Origin of the sequence: Aeribacillus sp. FSL M8-0235, assembly GCF_038000355.1 — a bacterium.
Classification (GTDB): Bacteria; Bacillota; Bacilli; order Bacillales; family Aeribacillaceae; genus Aeribacillus; species Aeribacillus composti.
In genome coordinates, this window is sequence record NZ_JBBOBW010000001.1 from 480,267 (window position 1) to 506,259 (window position 25,993).

General features: G+C 38.0%; 21 protein-coding genes and 1 pseudogene. 13 read left to right on the plus strand and 9 right to left on the minus strand.

Going from position 1 to position 25,993, the window contains the following annotated elements; translation table 11 throughout:
- Positions 1-598: 598 nt before the first annotated feature.
- The 10 genes from NSQ71_RS02515 (at position 599) to NSQ71_RS02560 (ending at position 12,547) form a co-directional block, all read left to right on the plus strand.
- On the plus strand, positions 599-1,393 hold the full coding sequence (locus tag NSQ71_RS02515; protein ID WP_066248178.1) for a sugar phosphate isomerase/epimerase family protein: 795 nt from the start codon (positions 599-601) through the stop codon (positions 1,391-1,393).
- Positions 1,390-2,205 (plus strand): 5'/3'-nucleotidase SurE, encoded by an 816-nt coding sequence (gene surE, locus NSQ71_RS02520; RefSeq protein ID WP_066248180.1) that lies wholly within the window; start codon positions 1,390-1,392, stop codon positions 2,203-2,205. Before NSQ71_RS02515 ends, surE begins: the two co-directional genes overlap by 4 nt.
- A complete protein-coding gene (locus tag NSQ71_RS02525) occupies positions 2,198-3,241 on the plus strand; it encodes an ABC transporter substrate-binding protein (RefSeq protein WP_340732707.1) in 1,044 nt (347 codons plus the stop codon). Before surE ends, NSQ71_RS02525 begins: the two co-directional genes overlap by 8 nt.
- Before the next feature lie 17 nt (positions 3,242-3,258).
- Complete coding sequence (locus NSQ71_RS02530) at positions 3,259-5,001, plus strand: ABC transporter permease (protein WP_340732709.1); 1,743 nt, start codon at positions 3,259-3,261, stop codon at positions 4,999-5,001.
- Entirely contained in the window at positions 4,998-6,068 is a 1,071-nt protein-coding gene (locus tag NSQ71_RS02535) for an ABC transporter ATP-binding protein (RefSeq protein WP_066248188.1), read from the plus strand. The genes NSQ71_RS02530 and NSQ71_RS02535 overlap by 4 nt, the downstream gene beginning before the upstream one ends.
- Before the next feature lie 979 nt (positions 6,069-7,047).
- A complete protein-coding gene (locus NSQ71_RS02540; protein ID WP_340734388.1) occupies positions 7,048-8,175 on the plus strand; it encodes an IS110 family transposase in 1,128 nt (375 codons plus the stop codon).
- Between the two features lie 787 nt (positions 8,176-8,962).
- Positions 8,963-10,726: a hypothetical protein gene (locus tag NSQ71_RS02545; RefSeq protein WP_340732711.1), complete on the plus strand. Its 1,764-nt coding sequence runs from the start codon at positions 8,963-8,965 to the stop codon at positions 10,724-10,726.
- A gap of 439 nt (positions 10,727-11,165) precedes the next feature.
- Entirely contained in the window at positions 11,166-11,837 is a 672-nt protein-coding gene (locus tag NSQ71_RS02550) for an ABC transporter ATP-binding protein (RefSeq protein WP_340732713.1), read from the plus strand.
- A complete protein-coding gene (locus NSQ71_RS02555) occupies positions 11,834-11,995 on the plus strand; it encodes a hypothetical protein (protein WP_162877049.1) in 162 nt (53 codons plus the stop codon). The genes NSQ71_RS02550 and NSQ71_RS02555 overlap by 4 nt, the downstream gene beginning before the upstream one ends.
- Before the next feature lie 243 nt (positions 11,996-12,238).
- Positions 12,239-12,547 carry a hypothetical protein gene (locus NSQ71_RS02560; RefSeq protein WP_063387892.1) on the plus strand — a complete coding sequence of 103 codons (309 nt, stop codon included), beginning with the start codon at positions 12,239-12,241 and terminating at the stop codon, positions 12,545-12,547.
- 496 nt (positions 12,548-13,043) lie between these two features.
- On the opposite strand, the gene NSQ71_RS02565 is transcribed toward NSQ71_RS02560, so the two are convergent.
- Entirely contained in the window at positions 13,044-13,979 is a 936-nt protein-coding gene (locus NSQ71_RS02565; protein WP_066246979.1) for a DMT family transporter, read from the minus strand.
- A 125-nt stretch (positions 13,980-14,104) separates the two neighbouring features.
- Here NSQ71_RS02565 and pdxR point away from each other — a divergent pair, with 125 nt between their 5' ends.
- Positions 14,105-15,559, plus strand: coding sequence for a MocR-like pyridoxine biosynthesis transcription factor PdxR (gene pdxR / locus NSQ71_RS02570; protein ID WP_340732716.1), 1,455 nt, complete (start codon positions 14,105-14,107; stop codon positions 15,557-15,559).
- Between the two features lie 55 nt (positions 15,560-15,614).
- On the opposite strand, the gene NSQ71_RS02575 is transcribed toward pdxR, so the two are convergent.
- Complete coding sequence (locus NSQ71_RS02575; RefSeq protein ID WP_063387889.1) at positions 15,615-16,517, minus strand: AEC family transporter; 903 nt, start codon at positions 16,515-16,517, stop codon at positions 15,615-15,617.
- A 639-nt stretch (positions 16,518-17,156) separates the two neighbouring features.
- Here NSQ71_RS02575 and NSQ71_RS02580 point away from each other — a divergent pair.
- Positions 17,157-17,639 (plus strand): XdhC family protein, encoded by a 483-nt coding sequence (locus NSQ71_RS02580; RefSeq protein WP_339211592.1) that lies wholly within the window; start codon positions 17,157-17,159, stop codon positions 17,637-17,639.
- 152 nt (positions 17,640-17,791) lie between these two features.
- On the opposite strand, the pseudogene NSQ71_RS02585 reads toward NSQ71_RS02580, so the two are convergent.
- The 6 genes and pseudogenes from NSQ71_RS02585 to NSQ71_RS02610 form a co-directional block, all read right to left on the minus strand.
- Positions 17,792-18,644, minus strand: a pseudogene (locus tag NSQ71_RS02585) (IS982 family transposase).
- A 776-nt stretch (positions 18,645-19,420) separates the two neighbouring features.
- The gene (locus NSQ71_RS02590) at positions 19,421-20,506 is read right to left on the minus strand and encodes an AraC family transcriptional regulator (protein ID WP_044748621.1); all 1,086 of its coding nucleotides are present in this window, start codon (positions 20,504-20,506) and stop codon (positions 19,421-19,423) included.
- Positions 20,507-20,767: 261 nt separating this feature from the next.
- Positions 20,768-21,565 (minus strand): fumarylacetoacetate hydrolase family protein, encoded by a 798-nt coding sequence (locus tag NSQ71_RS02595; RefSeq protein ID WP_044748620.1) that lies wholly within the window; start codon positions 21,563-21,565, stop codon positions 20,768-20,770.
- Positions 21,566-21,585: 20 nt separating this feature from the next.
- Positions 21,586-22,197, minus strand: a complete 612-nt coding sequence (gene ttdB, locus NSQ71_RS02600; protein WP_044748619.1) for a L(+)-tartrate dehydratase subunit beta — start codon at positions 22,195-22,197, stop codon at positions 21,586-21,588.
- Positions 22,194-23,093: a L(+)-tartrate dehydratase subunit alpha gene (gene ttdA, locus NSQ71_RS02605; protein WP_044748618.1), complete on the minus strand. Its 900-nt coding sequence runs from the start codon at positions 23,091-23,093 to the stop codon at positions 22,194-22,196. Before ttdA ends, ttdB begins: the two co-directional genes overlap by 4 nt.
- Before the next feature lie 117 nt (positions 23,094-23,210).
- The gene (locus NSQ71_RS02610) at positions 23,211-24,485 is read right to left on the minus strand and encodes an SLC13 family permease (RefSeq protein ID WP_144597176.1); all 1,275 of its coding nucleotides are present in this window, start codon (positions 24,483-24,485) and stop codon (positions 23,211-23,213) included.
- Between the two features lie 316 nt (positions 24,486-24,801).
- Here NSQ71_RS02610 and NSQ71_RS02615 point away from each other — a divergent pair, with 316 nt between their 5' ends.
- On the plus strand, positions 24,802-25,848 hold the full coding sequence (locus NSQ71_RS02615; RefSeq protein WP_340732721.1) for a xanthine dehydrogenase family protein molybdopterin-binding subunit: 1,047 nt from the start codon (positions 24,802-24,804) through the stop codon (positions 25,846-25,848).
- On the opposite strand, the gene NSQ71_RS02620 is transcribed toward NSQ71_RS02615, so the two are convergent.
- Positions 25,836-25,976 carry a hypothetical protein gene (locus NSQ71_RS02620; protein ID WP_212967284.1) on the minus strand — a complete coding sequence of 47 codons (141 nt, stop codon included), beginning with the start codon at positions 25,974-25,976 and terminating at the stop codon, positions 25,836-25,838. The two genes, NSQ71_RS02615 and NSQ71_RS02620, sit on opposite strands and share 13 nt — an antisense overlap.
- Positions 25,977-25,993: the final 17 nt, after the last annotated feature.

Here is a 25,993-nt window from a genome sequence, read left to right on the forward strand (position 1 = left end):
AGAGAATTTTTAGATTCCACTGTCGGCAAGGATTTTCGCATTGAACGAAATGTCCTTTAGCGTCCTCAAAAGGGGCATATAAAATATTTTGCGATTATTTCCGGGATCAATCTCATTTGGAAAAATAAACTGAATTTTTTCATCTGTGTGGGAAACTGCTAGTAAACTCGGAAAATATCACGTCCGCAATGATTTTTATAATATGACAACACATGTGATATCTAAACAAAAAAGAGTGTATTTAGCAAAGAATATGAATAAATCGTAAAAAATTTACAAACAATTTACATTCTAAGTTGAGAATGATGCATAATTGCGATTTGAAGCCGCTTTTTCATTTCTTATTTTTATTTTTTCATTTACAGAATGTTTACAAAAGTTCAAACCGCCTTTAAGTGTTCCTTAACAAATCTTTTCTAAACTTAAGATAGATGAAAAGGAAGTGGACATACATATTCCAATTGCTTGTCAGAATCAATTGTTGATTCAGGAGGAAGTGATTTTCATGGACTTAACTCACGAAACCTTTCTCTAATCGGCAATGTAAAAATGAATCTCTCCATTTCATTAAAAAATAAGAAAGGAGGAAATCAGTTCGATGAATATACGCTTTGCTTCTACACTTGCATGGGCATTTCCGGTTGAGGAAGTGATTAGGCTGGCAAAAGAGTTAAAATTTGTCGGTGTTGAGGTTTGGGCAGAGCATGTGTGGAAATATGAAAGCATGCCTAAACGAATCCGGCAGGTCAAAGAAGAAACAAACATGCAGCTGACGATGCACGCAGCAAGCTGGGATTTAAACTTAAGCTCTCTAAATAATGGCATTCGCAAGCAGTCCGTTCATGAAATTATTCGATCTATTGAGCTGGCTTCACAAATTGGAGCTGATAATATTACATTTCATCCAGGAAAGCTGACTCTTGCGGATTCAGACGTTTCTATCCATGAAGAGCTTTTGTTCGAATCAATGGAAGAACTTGATCGAAAAGCTAGACAAGAAGGACTCACGTTATCGTTAGAAATGATGGAATGGAAGGCGAAAGAGTTTATTATTAAACCAGCCGCCGTAAAAAAAGTGATTGTACCTTTTTTCCCGCAAATTCAAACGACATTTGATGTCGCCCACATTCCATTACACGCAGACATTTTTTCTATCTGGAATGAAATGCCGGAGGTAAACAAAATTCATATTAGTGATGCAACAAAAGAAATTCTTCATTTACCGTTAGGTGACGGTGATATCGGAGAAGAAATATTAAACAAATTTTTAACTATCGAGAATATTCCAGTAATTATTGAAGGGTTTGATGCTTCAAAAGATTTGATGGTGTTAAAGAAAAATGTACTGTATATAAAACGGAACGGAAATCGATTGAAGGAGGTCGTCCGTTGAGAATTTTAGTTACAAACGATGACGGAATTTTTGCGCCAGGAGTCGAAGCACTTGTAGAAGTTCTTCAGCATTTTGGTGAAGTTTATGTCGTTTGTCCTGACCAAGAGCGAAGCGCAGTCGGCCATTCCATTACTCTCAGAACACCATTAAAAGTGAAACCTGTGGAAATATTCTCTGGAACGAAAGGGGCATGGGCCGTAAACGGTACTCCGGCCGATTGCGTCAAACTTGGGATGGAAGTACTGTTAAAGACTCCGCCTGATATTTTGTTTTCAGGTATTAATCTTGGTCCGAATTTAGGAAGGGATTTATATTACTCTGGTACATTGGCAGGTGCGGTTGAGGCTTCTCTTTACAACGTTCCAGCCGTATCAGTATCGTTGAACGAATTTGATGAAGCGAAGGTAAATTATTTAAAAACAAAACAGCTTTTGTATAAAGCGGTTGAAATTATTTTACAAAACCGAATTCCTAAAGGAGTTTTTTTAAACATCAATTTACCGAATATTCCGATTTATCTTTGTAAAGGTGTTGAGGTAGTTCCTTTAGATTTGACAGTTTCCCGTTATCGATACGTAGGGCTAAACGATCCGCACGGTCAAGTATATTTTTGGTTAAAGGATGAATTAAACCAATTAGTAAACCTCAACGAAAACAGTGATTATTTAAAGCTAAAGGAAGGTTATATTACCGTTTCACCTGTGGAGTTTCCCGTTCATCACAAACGGAAAATGGAACAGATTGAACGCTGGTTTCGAAAATGCTCTTTAAATTTCTTAAAAGAGGGTAAGGAGGAACATTCCAATGCGTAAATGGTTGTCCGCTTTCACTATATTCACATTACTTTTTGTATTAGCTGCCTGTGGCAGCAGCAATAATGCCTCATCAAGCAATGATGTAGAAACGCAGTCAGAACAAAAGAAGGAAGTCTCAGGGGAACTTAATTTCTATACTTCACAGCCTGATGAAGATGCTCAAAGATTAGTGACAGCTTTTAATGAAAAATATCCTGATGTAAAAGTCAATACTTTCCGGTCAGGAACGGAAGAAGTGATTGCAAAATTACAAGCTGAAAAAGAAGCTGGAAACATTCAAGCAGATGTTTTGCTTGTTGCAGACGCTGTAACGTTTGAAAGTTTAAAAAATGACGATCTTTTACTTTCTTACAAATCAAAAGAAGCAGAACAAATTCCGGGTCAGTTTATTGACAGCGACGGCATGTACACAGGCACAAAAGTGATGGCAACTGTTCTTGCAGTGAACACAAATAGTGTGCAAAACATACCTGATAGCTGGAATTTATTGACGGAAAGCGACGCAAAAGGAAAAGCGATTATGCCAAGCCCGTTTTATTCAGGAGCAGCTGCATACAATCTTGGAGTGTTTACAAGACAAAACGATTTAGGATGGGATTTCTTCAAGCGTTTAAAAGAAAACGGAATGGCTGTTACGAAAGGGAATGGCGGTGTGTTAAAATCGGTTGCTTCAGGGGAAAAGGCATACGGAATCGTTGTTGATTATCTCGCTGCGCGAGCCAAAAAAGAAGGTTCACCTGTAGAATTCATCTATCCGAAAGAAGGCGTTCCTGTCATTACTGAACCGATCGGTATTATGAAGGATACAAAAAATGAAGAAGCAGCTAAAGCTTTCGTAGATTTCGTTTTATCAGAAGAAGGACAAAAATTAGCAGCTGAACTTGGATATACACCGATTCGCCAAGACGTTAATGCTCCAGAGGGATTAAAAACGATTGATGAGTTGAACGTACTGAATGCAGACATATCTGAGCTTTATCAATCTCGTGAAGAAGATAAAGCAAAATTTGGTGAAATATTTGGTCAACAATAATTAAAGGAGAGAGGACGATGTTTCCTGGTAAAGAGCAAACAAAAGGGATGACGAGGAGCACGTCCTCGTTTTCTCGTTTCTTCCCATTGAAAAACTTGTGGATGGGTTTCGGGTTTTTACTGATTATTTTATTTTTTATAGTTCCCGTTTTTCGCCTTATCTTATTAAGTTTAACAGAAGAGGGTGCCGTCTCACTTTCGAATTACTCAGAAGTGCTGAAAGAAGAACAAACATGGATCACTGTGAAAAATACGCTTTATATCGTCATCGGTTCTACTTTGGTTTCACTTATTTTAGGGATTGCGATGGCATGGGTTATCGCCTATTTAAACATTAACGGGAAAAAATGGATGCAGCTGTTTATCTTTCTTCCGTTTATTATTCCTTCATACATTACAACACTTGCATGGGTTCAGTTTTTTAGCGGCAATGGACCAATTGCAGCTGTTCTTCATATGCTTCCGGGAGATTGGAAGCTGCCAAACTTGTATAGCATAGGTGGAATCATTTTTATTTTAGGTTTGTCTCATTATCCGCTTGTATATTTACTAACGGTGGAAGTGTTTAGAAAAATTCCTCTGGAGCTTGAGCAAGCGGCACAAACATGCGGTGCTAAAAGAGGAACTATTATACGTAAGGTCATCCTTCCGCTAGCATTGCCCGGGATTTGCAGCGGCGGGATGCTCGCTTTTTTATCAAATCTTGATAACTTTGGGATCCCTGCTTTTTTAGGTATCCCGGCAAACATTCGTGTGCTAAGTACGTATATTTACGAAGAAGTCGTCGGATTTGGACCGGCTGCCTTTGCAAGAGCGGCCGTTCTATCGATTTTGTTGGGAGCAATTGCTTTAATCGGACTGTCTATTCAATGGCTTCTTTTAAGGCGAAGCCGTGTAATTGAAACGGTCAAACGGGATAAAGAACCTCGCATTCATTTATCTTTGACTTGGAAGCGTTTGATCGAAATAGCCGTTTGGGCATTTTTGTTGTTTACGAGTTTCGTTCCGTTCGTTTCAATGGGTACGACATCATTAATAAAAGCTTACGGGCTCCCTTTTCAATTAGAAAATTTATCACTAGAAAACTATCGATACATTCTATTCTCTGATCCAAAAACAATGTCAGCGATCAGCAACAGCATGAAGCTTGCGATCTTAACGACAATTGTCTCATTGATTGTCGGAACGGCCATTGCGTATCTTCGCTATAAATCACCAAATAGATGGACAAAGTTAGTGGAGCTGTTTGTAACGATACCTTACGCACTGCCGGGGACTGTCTTTGCTCTCAGTATGATCTTTTCATGGATGCAGCCGTTGCCAGGATGGAACCCGGGTATCTACGGCTCCATTTGGATTTTAATTATTGCCTACATTACAAGATTTATCATTTTACAGGTTAGGGGAAGCTACACGGCGCTGACACAGGTAGAGCCTTCCATTGAAGAAGCTGCTCGTACGTCAGGGGCTAAACCTTTGGTCAAATGGCGGCGAATTCTCATGCCGCTTCTTTTGCCGGGTATCATTGGCGGAGCCTTGTTGGTCTTTTTAACCTCTTTGACCGAACTGACGGTTTCCAGCCTTCTATGGTCTACAGGAGCCGAAACGGTGGGAGTTGTTATTTTTAACTACGAACAGGCTGGATATACCACTTATTCCACAGCATTTTCAAGTTTAATTGTTTTAGGAATTTTGTTCGGCAGTTTTTTGTTTATCAGCCTTGAAAAAGTTTGGAGACGAAAGGTGTTGAAAACAAAATGATTCGGCTTGATGGGATTTCAAAATCATATGGGGATGTCACAGCTTTGCATTCCATTGATTTAACAATCAAGGATGGAGAATTTATCGCCATTTTGGGACCTTCTGGTTGTGGAAAGACTACATTATTAAAATTACTGGCCGGTTTTATGAAACCGACAAGCGGAACCATTACGATAAATGATACTGTTGTTGCTTCAGCGGAAGCCGTCCTCCCGCCGGAAAAAAGGAACATAGGGATGGTTTTTCAATCGTTTGCCTTATGGCCGCATATGACAGTATATGAGCATGTTCAATTTCCTTTAATGCATCATTCGTTTGCTCCAAAGGCTGATAAGGAGCAGCGGGAGGAGAGAGTGAAAAATGTTTTACGAATGGTTGGGTTAGAGTCGCTAGCCCAACGATATCCTCATGAACTTTCCGGCGGACAAAAACAGCGGGTGTCTTTAGCACGTGCAATTGCGCCAGAACCAGGTCTTTTATTAATGGATGAGCCTCTCAGTGCTTTAGATGCTGAACTTCGAATGGAAATGAGAAAGGAGATTCAACACATTCATCGTCACACAAATGCTTCCATTGTATATGTTACCCATGATCAAAGCGAAGCATTTGCGATGGCAGATCGAATTGTCGTAATGAATCGTGGGAAAATTGAACAAATTGACCGGCCGGAAATGATTTTTACAAGGCCGGAGACAGAATTTGTTGCAACTTTTGTAGGCAAATGCAATTTAATTCAAGGTAAATGGGAGGAAAAAATGTTTATTCCGAAGCCATTTCCTAATGAAAAATGGCCGGATATAGGAGTATCTATTAATTTGAAAAAAAAGGGTCTATATCCTGTCCGTCCGGATCAATGGGCGCTGTCTAAAGCAAAAGAAGGTTCTTCGCATGGGGTGGTAAAATTTGTTCAATATCAAGGAAAAGAAATGTATTACATCGTACAAGTAGGTGAAGAAGAATGGACGGTACATGAATTGATTCAACATACTTCCCGCTTTCAAGTTGGAGATCCGGTCAATCTCGTTCTTCAAAATACTGTAATAAAAAAAGAAGCAGTTCTTGTATAACATAAAAGATTCAAAGTTCTGTGTAAACTTGATTGTCTTGATGGAGATTAAGTTTGGTCTAATCTGCTTGAAAGTACCCTCTCAAATGAGATGGGTGCTTTTTTGTCATTTTTTATAGATTTAAAATTTTATATATTTAGAATAGATCAAAAAATAGAATAATGAAGTCAAAAAAAGTAGCAGTGTTATCGTTGTGCGGTTTATTTCTGTTTGTCAGTCTATCTGCTTTTTATTTTTTAAACAGTGAAGAAAAAATGTCAGGCAAAAAGATCAAGAGTCAACTAATGAAGCTAGTAATGGGAAGAGTAATGAATCGAATCTTTCTTCAACGAATACAGGACAACAAAATGAAGAAACAGCTGAAAACAATGAAGATGAATTATCTCTCTTTATTTCTCGTTATCATGATGTATTTAACCAACTAACGAATCGTGTTCAGTATCAAAATATCGATTGGGAAAAATTTCAGGAGCTAGGAAATGATTTGATCGGAGAAATAAATAACATCTTATCCAAAGATGTTTCTTCAGAATATGAAATCTCTAGAAAAAGGAAGAATATCTCTTAAATTGTGGAAAATTTGTTTTTGTATAAGTTGTTAAGACGAAATTTGAATGAATTTACTTTAGAGTCTGTCTATTAAAGAATCGGCTCTACTTTTGTCTTAATAAAGTTATATAGAGGCATTTTTTGACCTATAATGAAAAGACATATAATAAAAACATCCATGAGTAATTTTACTCCCCACCCATGCATGAAAATCCATCATTCCTTCCCATAATGGATATGAACGCAAACAGTTTTGAAAGACGTTCTCTTTAATGGTGGTTCGACCCTGTAATAAAAACTGTTTGAGTCCATTTGGTGTTCCACCCATTGTCAGCCCTTTTCGTGTGAAAAGGTGACTACGAACAGAAAAATGCCTAACGTGCAAATGGACTCCCTGTTTGCGAATTTATCGATGGAAGGAGTAAGAATCATGGATGTTCTTTATCATCGTTGTGCAGGATTAGATATCCATGCCGAAACAATTGTCGTTTGTGCTCTTCTTGGAGAGGAAGAACACGTTCAAAAGGAAGTTGAAACATTTCCTACTTTCACGAAAGACTTGTTTCGTCTTCTGAAATGGTTAGAAGATCGTGGTGTCACTCATATTGCGATGGAGAGTACGGGCGTTTACTGGAAACCTGTGTTCAATATTTTGGAAGATTACTTTGACATTACACTTGCCAACGCTCAGCGAATCAAAAATGTACCGGGGAGAAAAACCGATGTTTCCGATGCAGAATGGATCGCCAAATTGTTGCGTTACGGATTGATCGAGAAGAGTTTCGTACCTCCTGAGAACATTCGAGAATTACGGGATTTAACTCGCTTGCGCAAAAAATGGATCGGGCAGTTAACCGCGGAGAAAAACCGCATTCAAAAAGTGTTGGAATGTTCCAATATCAAGTTAAGTTCCGTGATTTCGGATGTATTTGGTGTATCTGGGCGAAAGCTACTGGAACGTTTAATGAAACAGGGATACATCGAAGAAACCGAAGTCGATGCTTGCATTCACAGGAGTATGAAGAGGAAAAAACAACAAATTCAGGATTCTCTCTTTGGTACATTGACCAACCATCAACTGTTCATGATTCGCCAATCGTGGAAGCACATCGAATCGTTGGAAAGTTTACTTCGAGACATCGAAGAACGAATCGACCAACTCTTACAAGTATACAAACAAGAGATGGAGCTTCTTGTGACCATACCGGGGATCAAGAAGGAAACCGCTGCCGTGATTATCGCTGAAATCGGAGTCGATATGGGACAATTTCCAACGTCTCAACACCTCGCTTCATGGGCGGGAGTCGCGCCGGGAAATCATGAAAGTGCTGGAAAACGAAAAAGTACCCGAACGACGAAGGGGAATCCGCATATCAAATCGGCGTTATGTGAGGCGGCTTGGGCTTTGTCTCGATGTAGGAATCAACGTTTGGCAGCGAAATATTGGTCATTGGCGGCACGCAGGGGAAAGAAAAAAGCACTCGTTGCGATCGCGCACCGAATGCTTACCATCATTTACTGCATCATTTCTCGAAAAGAACCGTTTCGAGAGCAGTAAATAAATTAGTATAACCAAAAAGGTTCAGAAATATACGAGATACCTAAAAATAAGGTAGCTCTGCTTTCCTATTTCCTTTTTTTGGTCGTTAATAGGGTATCCAATTTGATTGTGGGGTATACCGCTTCAGCCATGGTTAATTGATTTTCACAGAAAAAAAGATTCCTTGTCCTTCATTATTTCCTATCAGATATAATGCTGCCTCGTAAGCGGAATGATACCCTTCCATGACTACAAAATCATCTGCGATAGTAATAAGATCCCTACCAAGCCAAGCAGGATAGAAGTTCATACTTGCCTGATCTGTTGGGTTAGAGTGTTGTAAAAAATTTAAAAACTTGAGTGAAAGTTTTGTGAATAAAATTTACAAAGATGTATTGATAGTGGTCTGAATATATCTTAAACTTAGGTGGTAATAAAAAGTATTTTAGTAAGTAATTTACTGTTAATGGCTAAAAGAAATAAAACAAGTTGTCTTTTCTTTTAGTGCGTTAGCAGTCGGCTTTTTAACGTTTGCACTGTGCTCACTCTCTTCAGCGTTTCCAGATGCAGATCGTGAAAGTGTAGCGGCGGTTGTCTTAAACGTTGTTGAAACTGGCGGAGCTATTTACTGCACTCGTTTCTATTCCAACAGCAGTTGGTTCAGCGGACGTTCATTGAGCGCTGCAGCAGGTTAAGCAGCAATTCGTTAATATCTAAAGAAGGAAATCAAGAAAAGTGATTATCGCTTGAAAGTCAAACTATTTTTCGATGAAGAATTTTCATATTTTGAAATACAGGTGAGAGAATGTTAATAAAGCTATTATCACTTATGCTATCGGTTAGAATGCAGCAGCAATATTCTGCTGTCATCGAATTCATTATTAAAAAAGCGCCCTTTTTAAGAAAACTTAGTTCAAAACAGTATATGATGTTTTCTTTTATTCTTGATATTTTGCTTGCCTTCTTCATTGTATCCGTTTTGTACAAATGGCTATACTCCCAGCAATATCGCCAGCAATGGGAGAGTGGTTTCATTGTCTTTTTTCTTCTTTATTCAATTTTTAAGGGAGCCGGAGCTTATCGAAGAACTCATATTCCACCGTTTATGGATCTTATTCAGGCTGCTCCAGTCTCGTTCAAATCAATACATATCACATTTATTGCTTTAGAGCTGGTATGGAGCATTTTTACAAATTCCAGCCTATTTTTTGTTTATATTTTATTTCAATCACGAATTGCGGAATCATTAGATGCTTTATTCTGGATGAAGCAGTTGAATATTTTGCTGCTGGGCGCTCTGTTGTTTATGACGAGCAATAAACTTGCAGGTGCCTATATTCATAACATTGTAGTAAAAAAAATAGGGTGGGTCCGTTTTGTATTTTTCGCCGCTGTCTCAACTGCTTTTTTTATGCTGGGGCGCGTTCTTGTGTCAGGTCTTCTAGTCCCTATTTTCAAAACATTTAAGGATAATTTTCCATCCTTTTTGGCTGCAGCTGAAGATGCAGCTTGGGTCAATCTATCTCAGCAGCTGATCAATCTATATGGGAATAAAATAAACTCCTTTCAAAAGAGTTTATTTTCAGACGGCTCTTTATATTTGCAGATTGAACATTTTATTGGGACTCCATGGATGTTAGGGCCTCTGATTTTCCTTCTAGTTGGCGTACTTTCCTTGCCTGTTAAAATGATTCCAACTGAAGATCATGGAGAGATTAAGAGATTTCGTGACTTTTTTCACTTCTATCTACAGCTGCTGCATTGGGTACGTTCTATTTTTTTGCCGAAGAATGCACTGATTTATAAAGATCTACAAATCATACGTGAAAAAAGATGGCTGCTCTCAAAAGAATTTTTTAATTATATGCTCTTATCTTACGAAGCATTTTTTTATATAGGTTTCTTTACTGCATGTATGTCAGCGACAGGGAACACGGCTCTCCAAATACAGCTATTATTTACATTGAACTTGATGGTTTTGGCTAACCAAGCAATGGAAATGAGAATGTTGACTCCTTCTTTCTTTTCTTTTAGCACCGAAAAAAGAAACATATGGATGTACCAACTATCATTTTCTTCGTTAACTGAATTCTTTTGGGCAAAATTGAAATTGTTTTATTGCCTATATTTAATTCCATCTTTCTTTTTGACGATCGGGAATATAATGATTCTTACGTATTTCCAAATAGCTGATCTCAGGATGATCATTCCTTTTATTGGAATAACTATCTCTTTTTTCATTTTTCCATTTATTCAATTATACTTGTTTCCATTTATCACCAAGTTCCATTTTATTCATGAATACGAGATTGGAACAACTGAAGAAGAGGAAAGCATAGTAAATAACGGCCAAGCTTTTATGAGGAACTTTCTCGTCATGCCTTTTATTTATTACTTGCTCGCATCACTATTTATTGGTGTATTGAGGGAAGCGGCAGGTGTTGTCAACTACATATCTGTTCTATATTTTATGATAGTTTCAGCCATTTACCTAATTGTTTGTAAGAACACAATGAAAAAAGGAATTGACCATGTTGAAAAAGTTAAAATCCTTTCTATTACTGAATAAGTGATTGCCTCGCTGGGACTGATTTATTTCTTGTGTTTGAAATCGCTGCTATATACTCGCAATGAGTGCATTCCAAATTTACAACTAGGAAACAATTTTTCTTTCGCAGTTATTTTTATGTTAGAGAGCTATCAATGTTTGGAATTGGTTCGTTGACTTGATGGAAGATGACCGCAGTCACTTTGTTTTACAACGATTCTCATAGGGAAATCACGACTTATATGACCGCTGTCATGTAGGACTTACCTTTTTCTCACACAGTGCTTGAAATACCGGGACTATTTATTTTTTCAGTCAAAAGTACTTATCCCTTTATCTGATATTTCTGCTTTATTACGGAATAGTTTCTTACGCTAAAAGGAAGCAGAATAGGAGCTGTGGCGTATTGTCTCGCTTTATTGGATTATAAACTGTTTGTTGATTATTGGAGGATTTCTATATGGTTAAGCTTCAAGTTTCACAACTGGCTTTTCAGTATGAACAAACTGCAGAAAAAGGAGCATTGCTGGAAAATGTTTCTTTTCAATTACATGCAGGAGACCGAGCATGTATCATCGGAAAAAATGGCAGCGGCAAATCAACTTTGCTAAGGCTAATAGCGGGATTAATCCAACCGGATTCAGGCAACATTTTATTTAATGAACAGTATAAGCCTGGAACAGATCGTTTTAAAGAAGCAATGGCCTATATTCCTGATAAACCACTTGTTTATGATGCATTAACTGGATTTGAAAATAAAGAGCTTATTCTTTCACTTTGGAGGATCAAAAAAGAAAAAAGAGCTGCATATGAAGAAAAATTCCAAGAGCTTTGTGAACAGTTTGATCTGACACATGCTTTGCAAAAGCCGGTCAAACATTACTCTCTAGGCATGAAATATAAACTATTCCTTATTAGTATGTTAGCAAGATCACCTGAGTTGATTATTTTGGATGAACCTTTTACTTCATTAGACGAGAACTCACAAAAGCAGTCAATCATGATGCTGAAAGAAGCGTTCAAGGAACAATGCCTTTTATTTACAAGTCACCAGCGATATATTTATGCCGAATTAGGCAGCCGATTTTTTCTGCTTGAAAACAGACAGCTAAAGGAGATGAACCTCATATGAAAACTTATTCTCTCATTATGATCGCAATCAGTTTAGTCATGATTTTGGCAGTATTCGTGCTGAAAATAACAGCATTGCTTGTCGGAAAAATTCTTCTAGCTGTTGCTGCTGCTTTTTTGGTCTCCTCACTGATTCGTTTAATAAGTCTCAAAAAATAAAACCTGCCGACAGACAGCATTTCGGAAATTTGTACAGAAACAGGTGAAGTTTTTTGAAGGCACTGCGGATTGCCTCCCGGATTCAACAGTGAAATCTTACAGAACTAAAGCAGATGGCAGAATCGAGGAAAAGAAATTGTTCGTTAAATAATCAAACAGAGGGGAAGACAGAAAAACATTTTTGTTTTAAAATATTAAAACCAAGTATATAATGAAGAAAAGATGTTAAAGGGGCGTGAATACATGAAAAAAATCGTTGCCCTGACAATTTTTATTTTTATAAGTATTACCTGTTTATACATTTCTAGTGATCGTTCCAGTCATACTATAAATGCTGTACACGAAATTAGCACCATCGATCATTTGGCAGAAAATTTTGCTCCGATTGATGGACCAGATATAGGAAAAGACTCTTGGTTTGATATTGCCAGTTACATTTTTATAGCGTTAAGCACCACTTATTTCTGCTATTGCTTTGTGCAATCTGTCAAAAGACGGTTTTTGCTAAATCCCGTCTTTTACGAATCGAATTATGTGGTCTCACCTGCTTGAATGAATCATAAACAAATCATTCAAAGGAGGATGAGTACCATGATATGGTTACGTATGTTTTTAACAGCATTTTTTTCAATTACAGCTCTCTCTTTATTGTCTTATCAAGGATTGGAAATTTTCAACGCGTTTACTGACTTTTTTAGAAAAAATTAATGGATTGAAGAGGGTTAAATAGAACTCTCCTTTCCTATCAGCTTGCGGAGAAAGAAGTATTTTTTCTCTGCAAGCTTTTTTATTGTTGAAAATAGCCCACTTTGCACATAGATAAGTCGTCGTTCTTTCATTTGCCGCAACGTGGCCGATCTGAAAAAAATCAAGTAATGGGTAAATTTAAAACATATTAAGAGAGCTGTGCAAAAGAATCCGGCCAGCTTGTCCTCTGAATGAGAGAGGCAAGCTGGCCTCATTTTTTTAAATCGCTATGGATGAAATGGCACACTGAAAGTTTTTGTCGCAGGGATTTAACGGCTTTTTTTAAAATATTCCAGAGTTTTCAATCAAAATTTTTTGAAGCGGTCCTGTGAAATAGCGCTCCCTTTTTCCAATACTCATAAAAAGTTGATCGATTAGTTAAAAATACACCAAATAAGATCAAGAAGGCGCCGATCAGCGTAATGGGTTTCATGATTTCATTTAATATTATGTAGCCGGCGATTAGCGCGACAAGAGGCGAAATGTAAAGCCAAGTTGACGGAAAAACCGGATTTGTTTTTGAAACAAGCCAATAATACAGCCCGTGGCCGACGATGGAGCCGATGATGATTAAATAGAGCAGTGATAACACCGTTTCATAGCTTGCCAGCAGCAGCCATTTGCCTTGTTCGCCCGTTAAAAAGGATACAGCCAATAAGAAAATGCCGCCGTAAAACATTTGTACGGCATTTGAAAGAAATGGCGAGATATCCGGATGTTTGCTTGTAAACATTTTTGCCCGAACTGTCCCAAGTCCATAAAACCACTCGCTTAATATGATCATAAAGCAAGCCAAAACCCACATGCCGGAGACAGACAAAGAGAACCCCGGTGAAGAGATCAGAAAGACGCCTATTAAAGCAGCCGCCATCCCTGCTAATTGTTCTTTTTTGATCGGTTGTTTATTCTCTCTTGCCTGATGGAGCAGCACCATCATCGGGCCTGTTGCAGATAATACAGCAGCTAGTCCGGACGGGATGAATTGCTCAGCCCAATATAATGAAGCAAAAGTGATAAAAGTTAAGCAAAAACCGTTAAACACGAGCGAAGAGGAAAATAAAACGGTTTTCAATCGATAGTTCCGCATTTTAAAGACGGCCATCATAATCACCCCAGCGGCAAAAAATCGCATTCCCGCTGAAAAAAACGGCGGTGCCCCTGCTTCAATTCCGATTTTGATAGCTAAAAAAGTTGTTCCAAAAATTAAGCATATAAAACAGTAATTCAAAATAACCACGACGAATAACTCCTTTTTGTTAAGTTTTTTGATATTATAACGACAACGGTATATAACAGTACAATGCACTGTATAACAGTTATGCGCTTTTATCTTTTGTCTTCTATGTAATGGGAGGGGAGACAATGCAATTATCGATTAATAAAAAATTAGGCACCCCATATTATGAACAAATCAGCAGGCAAATCGAAGAACGGATTCAATCGGGCATGCTTCTTCACGGTGAAAGGCTTCCTTCTTTAAGATTGTTAGCAAATGAACTTAATGTAAGCTTTCTGACGGTGCAAAAAGCCTACAAACTGCTGGAATTGAAAGGATATATACAGATTCAGCAAGGTAAAGGTGTTTTTGTTGCAGCGGGAAAGAAAAAATCATATGAAAAGCACTCTGAATCTTTCGACTGGCAGCATCAGATGAAGATGAATGGAACAAGATCACAATATCTCGCCTATCGTGAAAAAGAGATTTATGACTTTTCCCAAGCAGTCGTTTATCCAAGGCTGCTTCCATCTCACTTCCTTGTTCAAGAAATGAAAAAAATATTGGAGCAGCATCCCCTTGTGTTGTCGACATATGGTCCTATTGAAGGAGATGAAGAATTAAGGTATGAAATTGCCAATTACTTATTTAACTTCCATCACTTATCTGTTAAACACGACAAAATGATCATTACAAGCGGTGCACAGCAAGGAATTGACTTAGTGGCGCAAACTTTGTTAAGTCCAGGGGATGTTGTGATGGTTGAAAGCCCTTGTTATGGTGCGGCCATTGATGTGTTTGTCAATAAAGGATTTCAAGTCGTATCGATTGGAGTAGATGAAGAGGGACTGAAAGTGGATGAGTTGGAGGATAAATTGCAGGTGCATCAACCAAAACTATTATATGTAAACCCAACCTTTCAAAATCCTACTGGAACATGCATGCCGGAAAAGAGCCGCAAGCAATTGGTAGAACTAGCAGAAATGTACCATTTTTTTATTTTAGAAGACGATTCATTCAGCGAAGTTTCATTTGACAATATTACGGTGCCAAAGCCAATAAAATTCTTTGATAAAAACGGTCACGTCATTTACCTTAAAGGATTTAGCAAAACAACTGCGCCAGGCATTCGCATTGCGGCTGTCATTGTGGATGGGGTTTTATTCGACTGGCTGTACGGCACGAAAGCGACGATGGATATCGGAAGCCCGCTCTTACCGCAAAAAGCGCTGCTTCCCATTTTGCGGACGGAGCGGATGAAAAATCATATGGAAAAACTAAAAATTGCGCTTGAATTAAGAAGAAATACGGTTCTTGACGCATTCAAAAGTTTAGAGGAAGTAATGATTTATAAACCAAAAGGCGGATTGAATGCCTGGATTAAACTTCCATCCGTGATTCAGCCAATAAAATTGCAAGAAGCAGCTCGGAAAAATAAGATTTCTTATTTGCCCGGAAGCGCCTGTTTTCTTCATGAACCGAAACAACATTATATTCGCATCAGCTATTCTTATTTGAGCGAGCATGATTTGCAAGTCGGTATCGAAAAGCTGGTGGACATTTTGCAAAATATGATGGCAAATTATAAAAAAGAGATGTGACACATTTGACGCATTTGAGCTGCCGTTCATGTAATGCTGCTCGCTCGTTTCTTTTTTAAGAGAGCAGCGCAAGCAAGAGCGGCACTGTAGCAATGCTGGCCAGCGTCGTGGTTAATGTGCTGAATGAAACTAAATCTGGTTCTGTTTGAAATTGAACAGCAAACATTGTCGTGTTGGCTGCAGTAGGCATAGATGCAAGAATGATTAAAATTTTTGCAAGCAAGTCTTCAAGCGGAAGACAAAGAATAATACCAATTGAAATAATAGGCGATATGATCATGCGAATGATAAAGATGGAAGCGACGTCGCCAGCTTTTACACTTTTTAGCTGGATGTTGGCGAGCTGCATTCCGAGAATGACCATAATGGTCGGAATCGTTGCATCGGCAATCAAACCGACAGGCTGCATGATGAAATCAGGCACCGGAACATGCAGGATTTGAAGCAAAATGCCGGCAGCTGAACCATATAAAACGGGCATTTTCACTATTTTCATAAGGGCGCTTTTTATGCTGCTGTCTTCTTTGCTGCCAATGGCAGCGTAGTAAAGACCGATCGTATTCATTAAAAAGGACTGGATAACCATCATGATGACTGCATAATCAAAAGCAGTTTGTCCAAAAACAAACAATATAATTGGGGCCCCATAGTTGCCGCTATTCATGAAAACAGCTGATAACATCATGGCAGACTCTATCGATTGTGGCAATTTTTTTAATTTACTTACAATTTTCACGATAACCATTAATATGAAACATAAAAGCAAGCAAAATATAAGAATATAAAAATAATCAAGTGTAATTTTGTTTGTATAAAATGTCCGGAAGACAAGAAACGGATACATTAAGTATGTCGTCATGACCGAAATAGATTTAATGTCAAAGCCAATTGTTTTTTGCCCTACATATCCGACTGCAAAAATGATAAAAGCCGGCAATACAATCAGTACAAATTCCATAACCTTTTCACCACTCTGCGTAAAATGAACAAACAATAGAGCATTGAGCAGATGCCCAATGCTTTATCACGTAAAGTTAAAGCTGAAATATGAAAGCACGCCAATTCTTTTTTAGATAGTTGCAAAGTTCAAATCGGCTGCCACCTTGCCTGTTCCGTCCATATTCTTCTTACACAAAAGGATAAAATACCATTATTCCAAAAATACCCAAAACATTAGAAAGCCCAATTGTTGAGACCACTGTATTAAATTGGTATAAGCAACATCTATTTCAAATAATAAAGCAAAAGCCCAGTTATTAGCAACAAATTTAATAAATTTAAAGATTCACAGAAGAAATCCGAATAAAATGTAAAAGTTATATTGTTAAGGAAAATGAGAAAACAACTTTATTTTTTTGTCTCATCACCATATTCTGTGATGTTCACACAATTCCGGCAATAAGTTAGCGAGATTGATACTCAATCTAGAGTAGCTCCTTCGCTGGACAATAATGAATTACATCAATTCGTCTGCGATTTTTCGAAAAATCTATTACAAAATACAAATCCAAAATCGGAAACAAAAACATTCACCTTATCAAACGGAGAAAAAGTCGATGTATTTTTTGATGTAAATATTCCTCCGATTGAATTAATCATTTTTGGTGCGGGTCATGATGCCATTCCTTTAGCAGAGTTTAGTGTTAGATTAGGATTTAATACAACCGTAGTCGATCCAAGATCAGCCTATCTAACAGAAGCTCGTTTTCCAGGTGCGAAAAGAATTTTAGCAGATGCAAGCTCAATTCCCGAAAAGGTAAAAGTCAGTTCCAAATCGTATGTGGTCATTATGAACCATCATCTTGAACGAGATATAAATGTTCTGAAACATATACTTCATACGGATGCAAGGTATATTGGGATTTTAGGTCCGCGTTCTAGATGCCAAAAAATATTTAAAGCTCTTCAAATAGACGACATTGACCAATATGATCACATATTTAATCCTGTTGGATTAGATATTGGTTCGGAGTCTCCTCAGGAAATAGCGTTAAGTATTCTTGCTGAGATCATTGCTTTTCGAAACAAGCGTGCGGGCGGATTTTTGCGTGAGAAAAAAGACCGTCAGTTAGTATCATGAGCAGCTCATAAACAAAATATCATTTTAATATTCCTAATATTCCCAATATTCAAAATATAGTTATCCCTCTTTAAGGAGGTGATTACAAGGATTACAAGGACAAATGATCCTAATCAAAAAATAATTAAGAAACCCGTGGTGCTAGTTGAACTTTAACGCTCAACTAGCCTAAGAATCACGAGTGAATAAGTTAGTAAAATGCCATCCAAAGCTGATTCAAATCCAGAAACAGAGTTGACTCGAATCTCTGTGATCCGGTACTGATCAATAAGAACTGAAAACACGGTTTCAATGACTTTGCGCTTTCGTTTCTTCCACCGTTTCCATGCTTTCGATTGGTGGATCTTCTGGTTTTTCCGAACGGGCGTCCAAAAAGCGATCTTGTATTCATCATACAGCTTCTTTTGCAAGTCTTGGCTCACATATCCTTTATCACCAAGTGCGTACGGATGAGGAAGTTGGGTCATCACGGTTTCTGCAGCTGTCCGGTCGTGGCAGGATGCTTCGGTGACGACATATCCCATCGGAAGCGCTTGGTCGGTGATCTGAAGATGAAGCTTCAACTCATAGTAAGCCATCTTTTTGGATGCACAATACCCAATATCGGCGATTCCTTGAAACCGTTTGACACGATACATTCGTGCGTGGTGGCAGAGTTCAATGGGTAAGCTGTCCACTACTGCATAAGCGTAATGTTGTCCGCGTTTGGCTAGTTGATATCGGATCCATTTGACGGCAAAGCCAAGATTTCAACAACGACGGTTATATCGAGAGCGTTCAGGAAATAAATCTTTCGAAAATAAGTTTCCGATCACCAATCGGTGCCAAGCTCGTTCGGAAGTAAAGTCAAACAGCTTTCCCAAAATGTGAATCGCAATGATCTCGTCATCTTCTTGTTTTACCAAATGACGGTTGCGGCGTTGAAGATGCACAGTTGAGCGGAGACAAAAAAGAAAATGGCGGCATATTGCTTTTGACTGTAGTAAAATGAAAGTGCTCTTGCACGAGAACTTCTCCTATTGATGTTTCGTTGCCCTTTCATTTTAAGGAGATCCTCATGCAAGGGCTTTTTTTTGCTTGTCTGATTTTATATAGCACCAAGGGTGAAAAAACTGTGTCGCAAAAACACGCGCACCCTCGGACGGAGTATCGAAGAACGCCCGCAGGAATGGGAAGAACGCAAGGAATTCGGCCATTGGGAGATGGACACGGTCATCAGAAAAGTGCAATGATAAAACCCTGATGACCGTAACCGGGCGAAAGATGTGCCGAGAAATGATCGTTAAGATAAACGGAAAGAACAGTGAAGCTATAGTCGCTACCATCGCTGACTTACAAAAATGGTATGGTTCTCTTTTCCACAAGGTGTTCAAAACAATTACAGCAGATGTGTAAATCTATCCCTTTTGGGCTTAGCCAAAAGCGAAGCATGCCGTCCAGCAACTTGACATGGATCCTCTGTGGGCATAACTTGCCAGCTAGGAACCAGCAATAAGGTAAGCTGGCTCTCCATTTAGACTATCATGCCCGCCACCCATATAAAGTTGCTCGATAATCTCAGGAAGCATCCAGCATTCGATCTGTTTATTTAAACAGCGGTTGGGTCTTGGTTTTTTTTTTTTAAATCGTTAAATTTATTATTTCCAATTTAAGGTTCCTTTTTTGTTTTAATTTTCTGTGATTTTGATTTTTTGTAAACGTTTTCTTTTTCTCGCATCCTGTTTGTAGGTGCGATTTTCGCCTTTTTGTCTTCAACGCTTGGTATTAGGAAGGATCAAGTACTAATCATTTGCTTCTCTACGCCATTTATCATATAGATTTATAAGTTTAACAACAGAATCATCTAAACTATCTATAATTTCCTTCATATCAAGAAAGTCCTCTTCGCTCAAACCTTTAGGTATTTTCTTGTTACTGATTTGGTCGGCAACAACTTTATTTTTCATTTCTTCCCTGCCCATAAGCAACGTATTAAACTCATGCTCCTCTAAATATCTTTTTTCCCGCAACTCAGTCTCGTGCATCTTTTCTTTGAGGAGCTGCTTCCTGTACTCTGAAGGCGTTTTTCCAAAGTTTTTCTTAAATGCAATATTAAAAGCCTTGACATCAGAAAAACCGTGTGACAAAGCGATATCAGAAATTTTTCTTTTTAAATCCGTTAAGTCATACGTAGCTTCACGAAGTCTAATTCTTGTGAGATATTCGTAATAATTAATACCGAGCTGTTGCTTTACAATTTGAGAAATATAACTTTCATGATATCCTGAAAATGATGAAAGTTCTTCAAGACTAATTTTATTTTTATAGTTTTTTTCAATATACGCAACAATATTGTCTACATCTTCTTTTCTCTTTTTATTTCTAACTAACTCTTTTGAGGACATCATTTTCGGAGGAAAATCTCTGATCAAATTGGCTATTAGCTGATTAAGAAGGCTCTCGAAGTAAATTTTTTCTTCAGGATGTTCACCTTTTATATATTTAACCATTTCGAGCGCTATATTTCTTAATCGGCTAAAACTCTCATTATTTCTAGTTTTAAAGTTAGATCTACATGAAAACTGAAGTAAATGATAGTCTTTGTAATAAGAGCGAAAATATATCGGATTAAGATGAATAACCATAGCTATTGAATTTATCTTTTTCGCAAGAGTAGCATGCCCAACATTAGAGTTAACGAGCATAATATCGTCTTCTTGCAAAATATATATATTCCCGTTTACGCTCATTTCAACCTCGCCTTGAAGAACGATGATGAACTCTAATGATTCATGCCAGTTGTAATGATAATGCTTGATATAATACACGTACTGCTTTACATCTATATCTTTTTTATCATTCTTCCATTCATAGTATACGATACTCATTAAATCCCCCCGACTTTTTTTATATTTGTAAACAGCCCGACAACATTCTTTTACTTTTTTCGACACAAGCCCTATCATCCCCTCTCTCAGAGTGAACTTTTTCACGTCCTTCTATAGGATAGTGAGTCCTAATCTCCCTTCTTCCACATTTTCTCAAACCGTATCCGGGATTGGAAATAATCCGCACAAACAATCAAAATACCCGTGGTGCTAGTTAAGTGTTAACGCTCAACTAGCACCACGGGTAAAGACTAATTGCTTTTACTTCACATAATTACAAAGCTTACCCATACCTTCTACTTCGACGACTACAGTATCTCCTCGCTTCATCGCACAACTGCCGGAAGGAGATCCTGTAGCTAAAACATCGCCGGGCTCTAACGTCATAATTCTTGAAACCCAACTTATGAGATAAGGGATCGAAAATAACATCTGATTCGTATTACCTTCTTGCACAACTTTCCCATTTAAAGTCGTAACGATTCGTAAATTAGTTGGATCAATACCCGTTACAATATACGGACCAATAGGACCAAAAGTATCAAATCCTTTACCTCTAGTAAATTGCGGATCCGTTTTTGTAAGATCCCTCGCGGTCACATCATTAAATATCGTACAGCCGAAAATATAATCTAATGCATGTTCTTCTTTTATATTTTTTCCTTGTTTTCCAACAATAAGCGCTACTTCTCCTTCCATCTCCACCTGGTTAGTTAAATCACTTGGCGGAATGATAATATCCCCTTGATCCGGAATCAAGCAAGACGGCGGCTTTAAAAACAAAAATGGTTCTTGGAGACCAACCTTCCCTCCCGTTTCAACAGCATGTTCAGCATATGTCCAGCCGAAATTAATAATCTTTGATGGTACTATCGGTTCTAAAATCTGCACATCACTATATTTTACTTTTTCACCATCGTATTTTAATTCATTGTGGACAATGTCCTTAAAATCACTAGACAGTTGTAAAATTTCATCTCCTTCTAAAACGCCATAGAAAATATTGCCTTCATATCGTTGATACCGAATTATCGTTTGGGTCTTGGTCATTATTCGCATGATTCACAAAACTCCCTCGACTACTTAATAAATCCTACCTGCTTGCTAATGTACTCATATTGCTCTTCTTTTTTTCTATTAAACTCCGCTTTATTTTGTTCGAATAGATTGTTACCTTCTGCATCAATGGAAACAATTAAAGGACCAAATTCCTTCACTTCACATACCCAAAGTGACTCCGGCATTCCTAAGTCTGTCCAATAAACGTCCTTAATCCGTTCAACTTTTGTTGCAGCATAAACTGCATTACCAGCGGGAAAGACGAGATGAAGAGCTTTATAAGTTTTACACCCTTCTTCTGTCCTTTTCCCCATTCCACCTTTTCCGATAATCAGTTTAACGCCAGTTTTTTCAATAAATTGTTTTTCGAATTTTTCCATTCTCATACTTGTAGTAGGGCCGATAGAAACAATCTCATACTTTTTATCTTCAGTTTCTCTCACGATGGGACCCGCATGGAAAATCGCTTTTCCTTTAAGGTCAATCGGTAACGGAATTCCTCCTTCAACCACTCTTCTATGAGCGACATCTCTGCAAGTAACTAACGTTCCGTTTAAGTAAATAATATCTCCTATTCTTATATTCTTTAGATCTTCATCTGTTATTGGAGTAGTTAATATTTTCTTATTCACAACTTTACCCCCTTGTGTGTGTGAATTTCATAGTTCAAATTTCTATCAAAAGTGATTTTGCCTCTTCTATGCGACCAACAGCCTGTATTAACAGCTACTCCGATAGTAGAAGGATGTCTTGCTGAGTTCACGACGTTAACTCCCATGACAGACTTCGAACCTTTTAATCCTTGAGGACCAAGACCGATCGCATTTATTCCATCTTCGAGAAGTTTCTCTAATTTAGCAGCGTTTTCATTTTCATTTCGACTACCGACAGGCCTCATAAGTGCCAGCTTTGAATTTAAAGCTGCTGTTTCAACTGATGTACCGATACCTACTCCGACGAGAAGAGGAGGACATGCATTAATTCCGTAGCTTGTCATACGATCAAGCACAAACTTGACAACCCCTTCATATCCCTCACTCGGCATTAGAACCGTTGCCACTCCCGGAAGTGTACACCCCCCGCCTGCCATATAAGTATAAATTTCTGCTTTGTCACTACCTTCTACTACCTCCCAAAAAATGCTCGGTGTACCGCTGCCGATATTCTTTCCAGTATTAAATTCATCAAATGTTTCAACCGAATTATGACGTAATGGAGTTTCTTTTGTTGCTTTATAGGTACTCTCTCTTAAAATACTTTCTAACTGTCCAATTAAAGGAAAGTCTTCGCCGCATTTCACAAAAAACTGTAGTACACCCGTATCTTGACAGGAAGGTCTCTTTAACTTATAAGCTATCTTTTGATTTTCAAACATCGTTTTGTATATGGTTTTAGCAAGCTGGTTGCTTTCCTCTTCACTCAGTTCTCTCAATTTACTTTCCACATCATCTGGAAGCTTATAGCTAACGAGTGAAATAAAATTCGACATCAGTTCAATCATTTTTTCTTTTTGCTGTTTTTTATCCATCAAAATCTCAACCTCACTTTCTAATAAGATAATTTTTAAGTCGATTCAACTTTTAAGTATGAGTTTGAACAATGGTACTTTTGTTTATAAGCTAAAATAAAGCGCTTAACCACCATTTTACCTATAGAAAGGAAAGAAAATCGGTAACAAAATCATCGATACAATAATTGAAATAATAATTAACGGTGCGCCAGCTTTTACATAATCTTTAAACTTATACCCTCCTATACCATAGACCATTGTGTTTGCCGGCATTCCAATAGGTGTCGCATAAGCCATGGAACCACCAATTACTGTCGCCATTAAAACGGCCCTTGGATCTGCATCCATAGCACTAGCAATGGAAAGACTTATAGGAACGAGCAATGCAGTTGTCGCCGTATTCGACATAAAGTTTGTCATCATCGCCGAAAGTATTAAAATAACGAACAACAGAACGTAAGGAGATGGAGTGTTTCCTACAGCACCAATAATTGAATCGGCTATGACCGCCCCTGTTCCAGTTACATCTATAGCTTTAGCTAGTGCGAAAGAACCGACAAATAACATGATCGTATCCATATCTATTGACTTCATCGCATTACTTTTAGAAATAATCCGCATCGCTACTAATATTAATGCTCCTATCCACGCTGACACATAAAGCTTTATTCCAATTTGTTTTTCAAATACCATCGCCAAAATAGTTAATACGAGCACAATGAAGGACATATGCTGTTTCCATTTCGGTATGCTTGAATAATCGATTTGTTTATTGTAAATGGAATCTGAATCTAAAAGAGTATCTTCACCCTTTGGTAAAAGCTTATGACCAAATAAACTGAAGTACAAAATACCTACAATTAGAATTGGTAAACCTGCTTTGGCATACTCAAAAAAGCCGAATTCTAATCCAATATCTTGAAGCGCTGACTGAGCAATCATATTTCCAGGCGCACCAATTAAACTTAAGTTCCCTCCCATTGCAGCAGCCAACACAAGAGGTAACAATAATCTGGAACGCGAAAAACCGGATTTCGCTGCAATACCTATGACACACGGTATTAAAACTGCTGCTGTTCCAGTATTAGAAAGAAATCCAGACATTAATCCAGTAACTATCATCACAGCTATGATTAACTGTTTTTCTGTTTTAGCAAATTTAGTAACAACCTCTCCGACTTTTTGTGCCATACCCGTTTCAAAAAAAGCAGCACCAACGATAAACATCGCCATGAAAAGAAGAACATTTTCATTAACGAACCCAGCAAAAGCATCAGCAGGCTCAAGAACCCCGGAAACCGTAAGACCAACTGCAACGATCATTGCCGTGATAGATAAAGGGATTATTTCCCATACAAACATAACAATAGCAAATACTAGAAAAAATAAAGTGATAAACACCTCGCTCATCCAACATCCCCTTTCTCATTCTTTATTTTGAATATAGAAGACGTCTTCTTGATGCATATAGTAATCATTTGCAAGCGCTTAATCTATCCAATTTTTTAAATCTTTATTTTCTCGTTTGAATTAGCACTTTTTGATATCGCCAAATAATAAAGTAAGCACTAACTAAAAATAACCTAAATATTCAAATAATAAAATTAACCTTATAAGGCATAAACGCACAATATCCACAAAATTTCATTATCTTCAACAATATAAAAAAATACTTAGTAAAAACTTTATATTAATTAAGAAATAAAAAAACAGAGGAGGCGAAAAAATGGTTACTGTAAAAAAAGGTTTAGGTGTAAGTTTGAAGCGTAAAGAAGACATAAGACTTTTGACTGGTAATGGACAATTTACCGATGATATTGAAAAACCAGGCATGTTACATTTGGCCATTGTACGGAGTCCTCATGCTCATGCACGTATTGTAAATATTGATGCAAGCAAAGCGAAAAAACTGCCTGGAGTAGTAGCTGTTCTAACGGGAGAAGAGGCACTTCAATATTCAGGACCACTTGCACCGACGATCAATATCTTTAACAAAGTACCAGAAGTGTATGCGATTGCCTATAAAAAGGTTCGCTATGTCGGTGAGCCAGTGGCCGTTATTGCTGCCGAAGACCGATATATTGCTGAAGATGCAGTCGATCTTATTGAAGTAGAATATGAGGTTTTACCAGCTGTTGTGACGATTGAAGATGCACTGGAGCCAAAGGCGCTTCTTTATGAAGAATGGGGAGATAATAAACAGTTAGAATCAAGTACCACTATCGGCGATATAGACGATGCATTTGCCAATTCGGAATATGTCTTTGAAGAAACCATTACACATAACCGCTACACCGGAACTCCGATGGAGTCTCGTGTATGTATTGCCGAATATAATCCTGGATCTAAAAAGATGACAGTTACATGCTCGACACAGGCACCTTCTCAAGTACGTACGCTGATTGCCCAGACATTGCAAATGCCTGAGCATAATATACGAGTTATTGCCCCGGATGTTGGCGGCGGTTATGGCACAAAGTTGCAGGCAAATGCAGAAATCATTGCTTGTATCATGGCGCGCATGCTTGGCAAGCCGGTTAAATGGACGGAAGACAGAGTAGAGAATATTCTAACTGGAGTTCATTCTAGAGACTATACTTGCACGGTGAAAATTGGGTTCGACAAAGATTTTCGCATCACAGGACTTCAAGCGAAGCTGATTGGAAATATTGGGCCTGAACCCAATCGTCTCAAAACACGAACAAATCAATATTTGCGGGGGCATTTGATGTTTTTGACTACGTGTTTGACTACGTTTAATTATAATTCTTGAACACTTAAACCTTTAAACGCTCGTCCTAATGCTATTTCACCGATTTGTTTAATTGTGTTCCTTCCATCATTCATCGTATAGAATTTAACCCCTTTAATTTTTACATCTTCTGTTTCATCCTCAAACATGATTTCAGCTTCATGTT

Bases quoted from the DNA above. Each gene is read 5' to 3' on its own strand.
- NSQ71_RS02515 (WP_066248178.1), top strand. From the start codon at position 599: ATGAATATACGCTTTGCTTCTACACTTGCATGGGCATTTCCGGTTGAG.
- NSQ71_RS02525 (WP_340732707.1), top strand. From the start codon at position 2,198: ATGCGTAAATGGTTGTCCGCTTTCACTATATTCACATTACTTTTTGTA.
- NSQ71_RS02530 (WP_340732709.1), top strand. From the start codon at position 3,259: ATGTTTCCTGGTAAAGAGCAAACAAAAGGGATGACGAGGAGCACGTCC.
- NSQ71_RS02535 (WP_066248188.1), top strand. From the start codon at position 4,998: ATGATTCGGCTTGATGGGATTTCAAAATCATATGGGGATGTCACAGCT.
- NSQ71_RS02540 (WP_340734388.1), top strand. From the start codon at position 7,048: ATGGATGTTCTTTATCATCGTTGTGCAGGATTAGATATCCATGCCGAA.
- NSQ71_RS02545 (WP_340732711.1), top strand. From the start codon at position 8,963: ATGTTAATAAAGCTATTATCACTTATGCTATCGGTTAGAATGCAGCAG.
- NSQ71_RS02550 (WP_340732713.1), top strand. From the start codon at position 11,166: ATGGTTAAGCTTCAAGTTTCACAACTGGCTTTTCAGTATGAACAAACT.
- NSQ71_RS02555 (WP_162877049.1), top strand. From the start codon at position 11,834: ATGAAAACTTATTCTCTCATTATGATCGCAATCAGTTTAGTCATGATT.
- NSQ71_RS02560 (WP_063387892.1), top strand. From the start codon at position 12,239: ATGAAAAAAATCGTTGCCCTGACAATTTTTATTTTTATAAGTATTACC.
- pdxR (WP_340732716.1), top strand. From the start codon at position 14,105: ATGCAATTATCGATTAATAAAAAATTAGGCACCCCATATTATGAACAA.
- NSQ71_RS02575 (WP_063387889.1), bottom strand. From the start codon at position 16,517: ATGGAATTTGTACTGATTGTATTGCCGGCTTTTATCATTTTTGCAGTC.
- NSQ71_RS02590 (WP_044748621.1), bottom strand. From the start codon at position 20,506: ATGAGTATCGTATACTATGAATGGAAGAATGATAAAAAAGATATAGAT.
- NSQ71_RS02595 (WP_044748620.1), bottom strand. From the start codon at position 21,565: ATGCGAATAATGACCAAGACCCAAACGATAATTCGGTATCAACGATAT.
- ttdA (WP_044748618.1), bottom strand. From the start codon at position 23,093: ATGGATAAAAAACAGCAAAAAGAAAAAATGATTGAACTGATGTCGAAT.
- NSQ71_RS02610 (WP_144597176.1), bottom strand. From the start codon at position 24,485: ATGAGCGAGGTGTTTATCACTTTATTTTTTCTAGTATTTGCTATTGTT.
- NSQ71_RS02615 (WP_340732721.1), top strand. From the start codon at position 24,802: ATGGTTACTGTAAAAAAAGGTTTAGGTGTAAGTTTGAAGCGTAAAGAA.
- NSQ71_RS02620 (WP_212967284.1), bottom strand. From the start codon at position 25,976: ATGTTTGAGGATGAAACAGAAGATGTAAAAATTAAAGGGGTTAAATTC.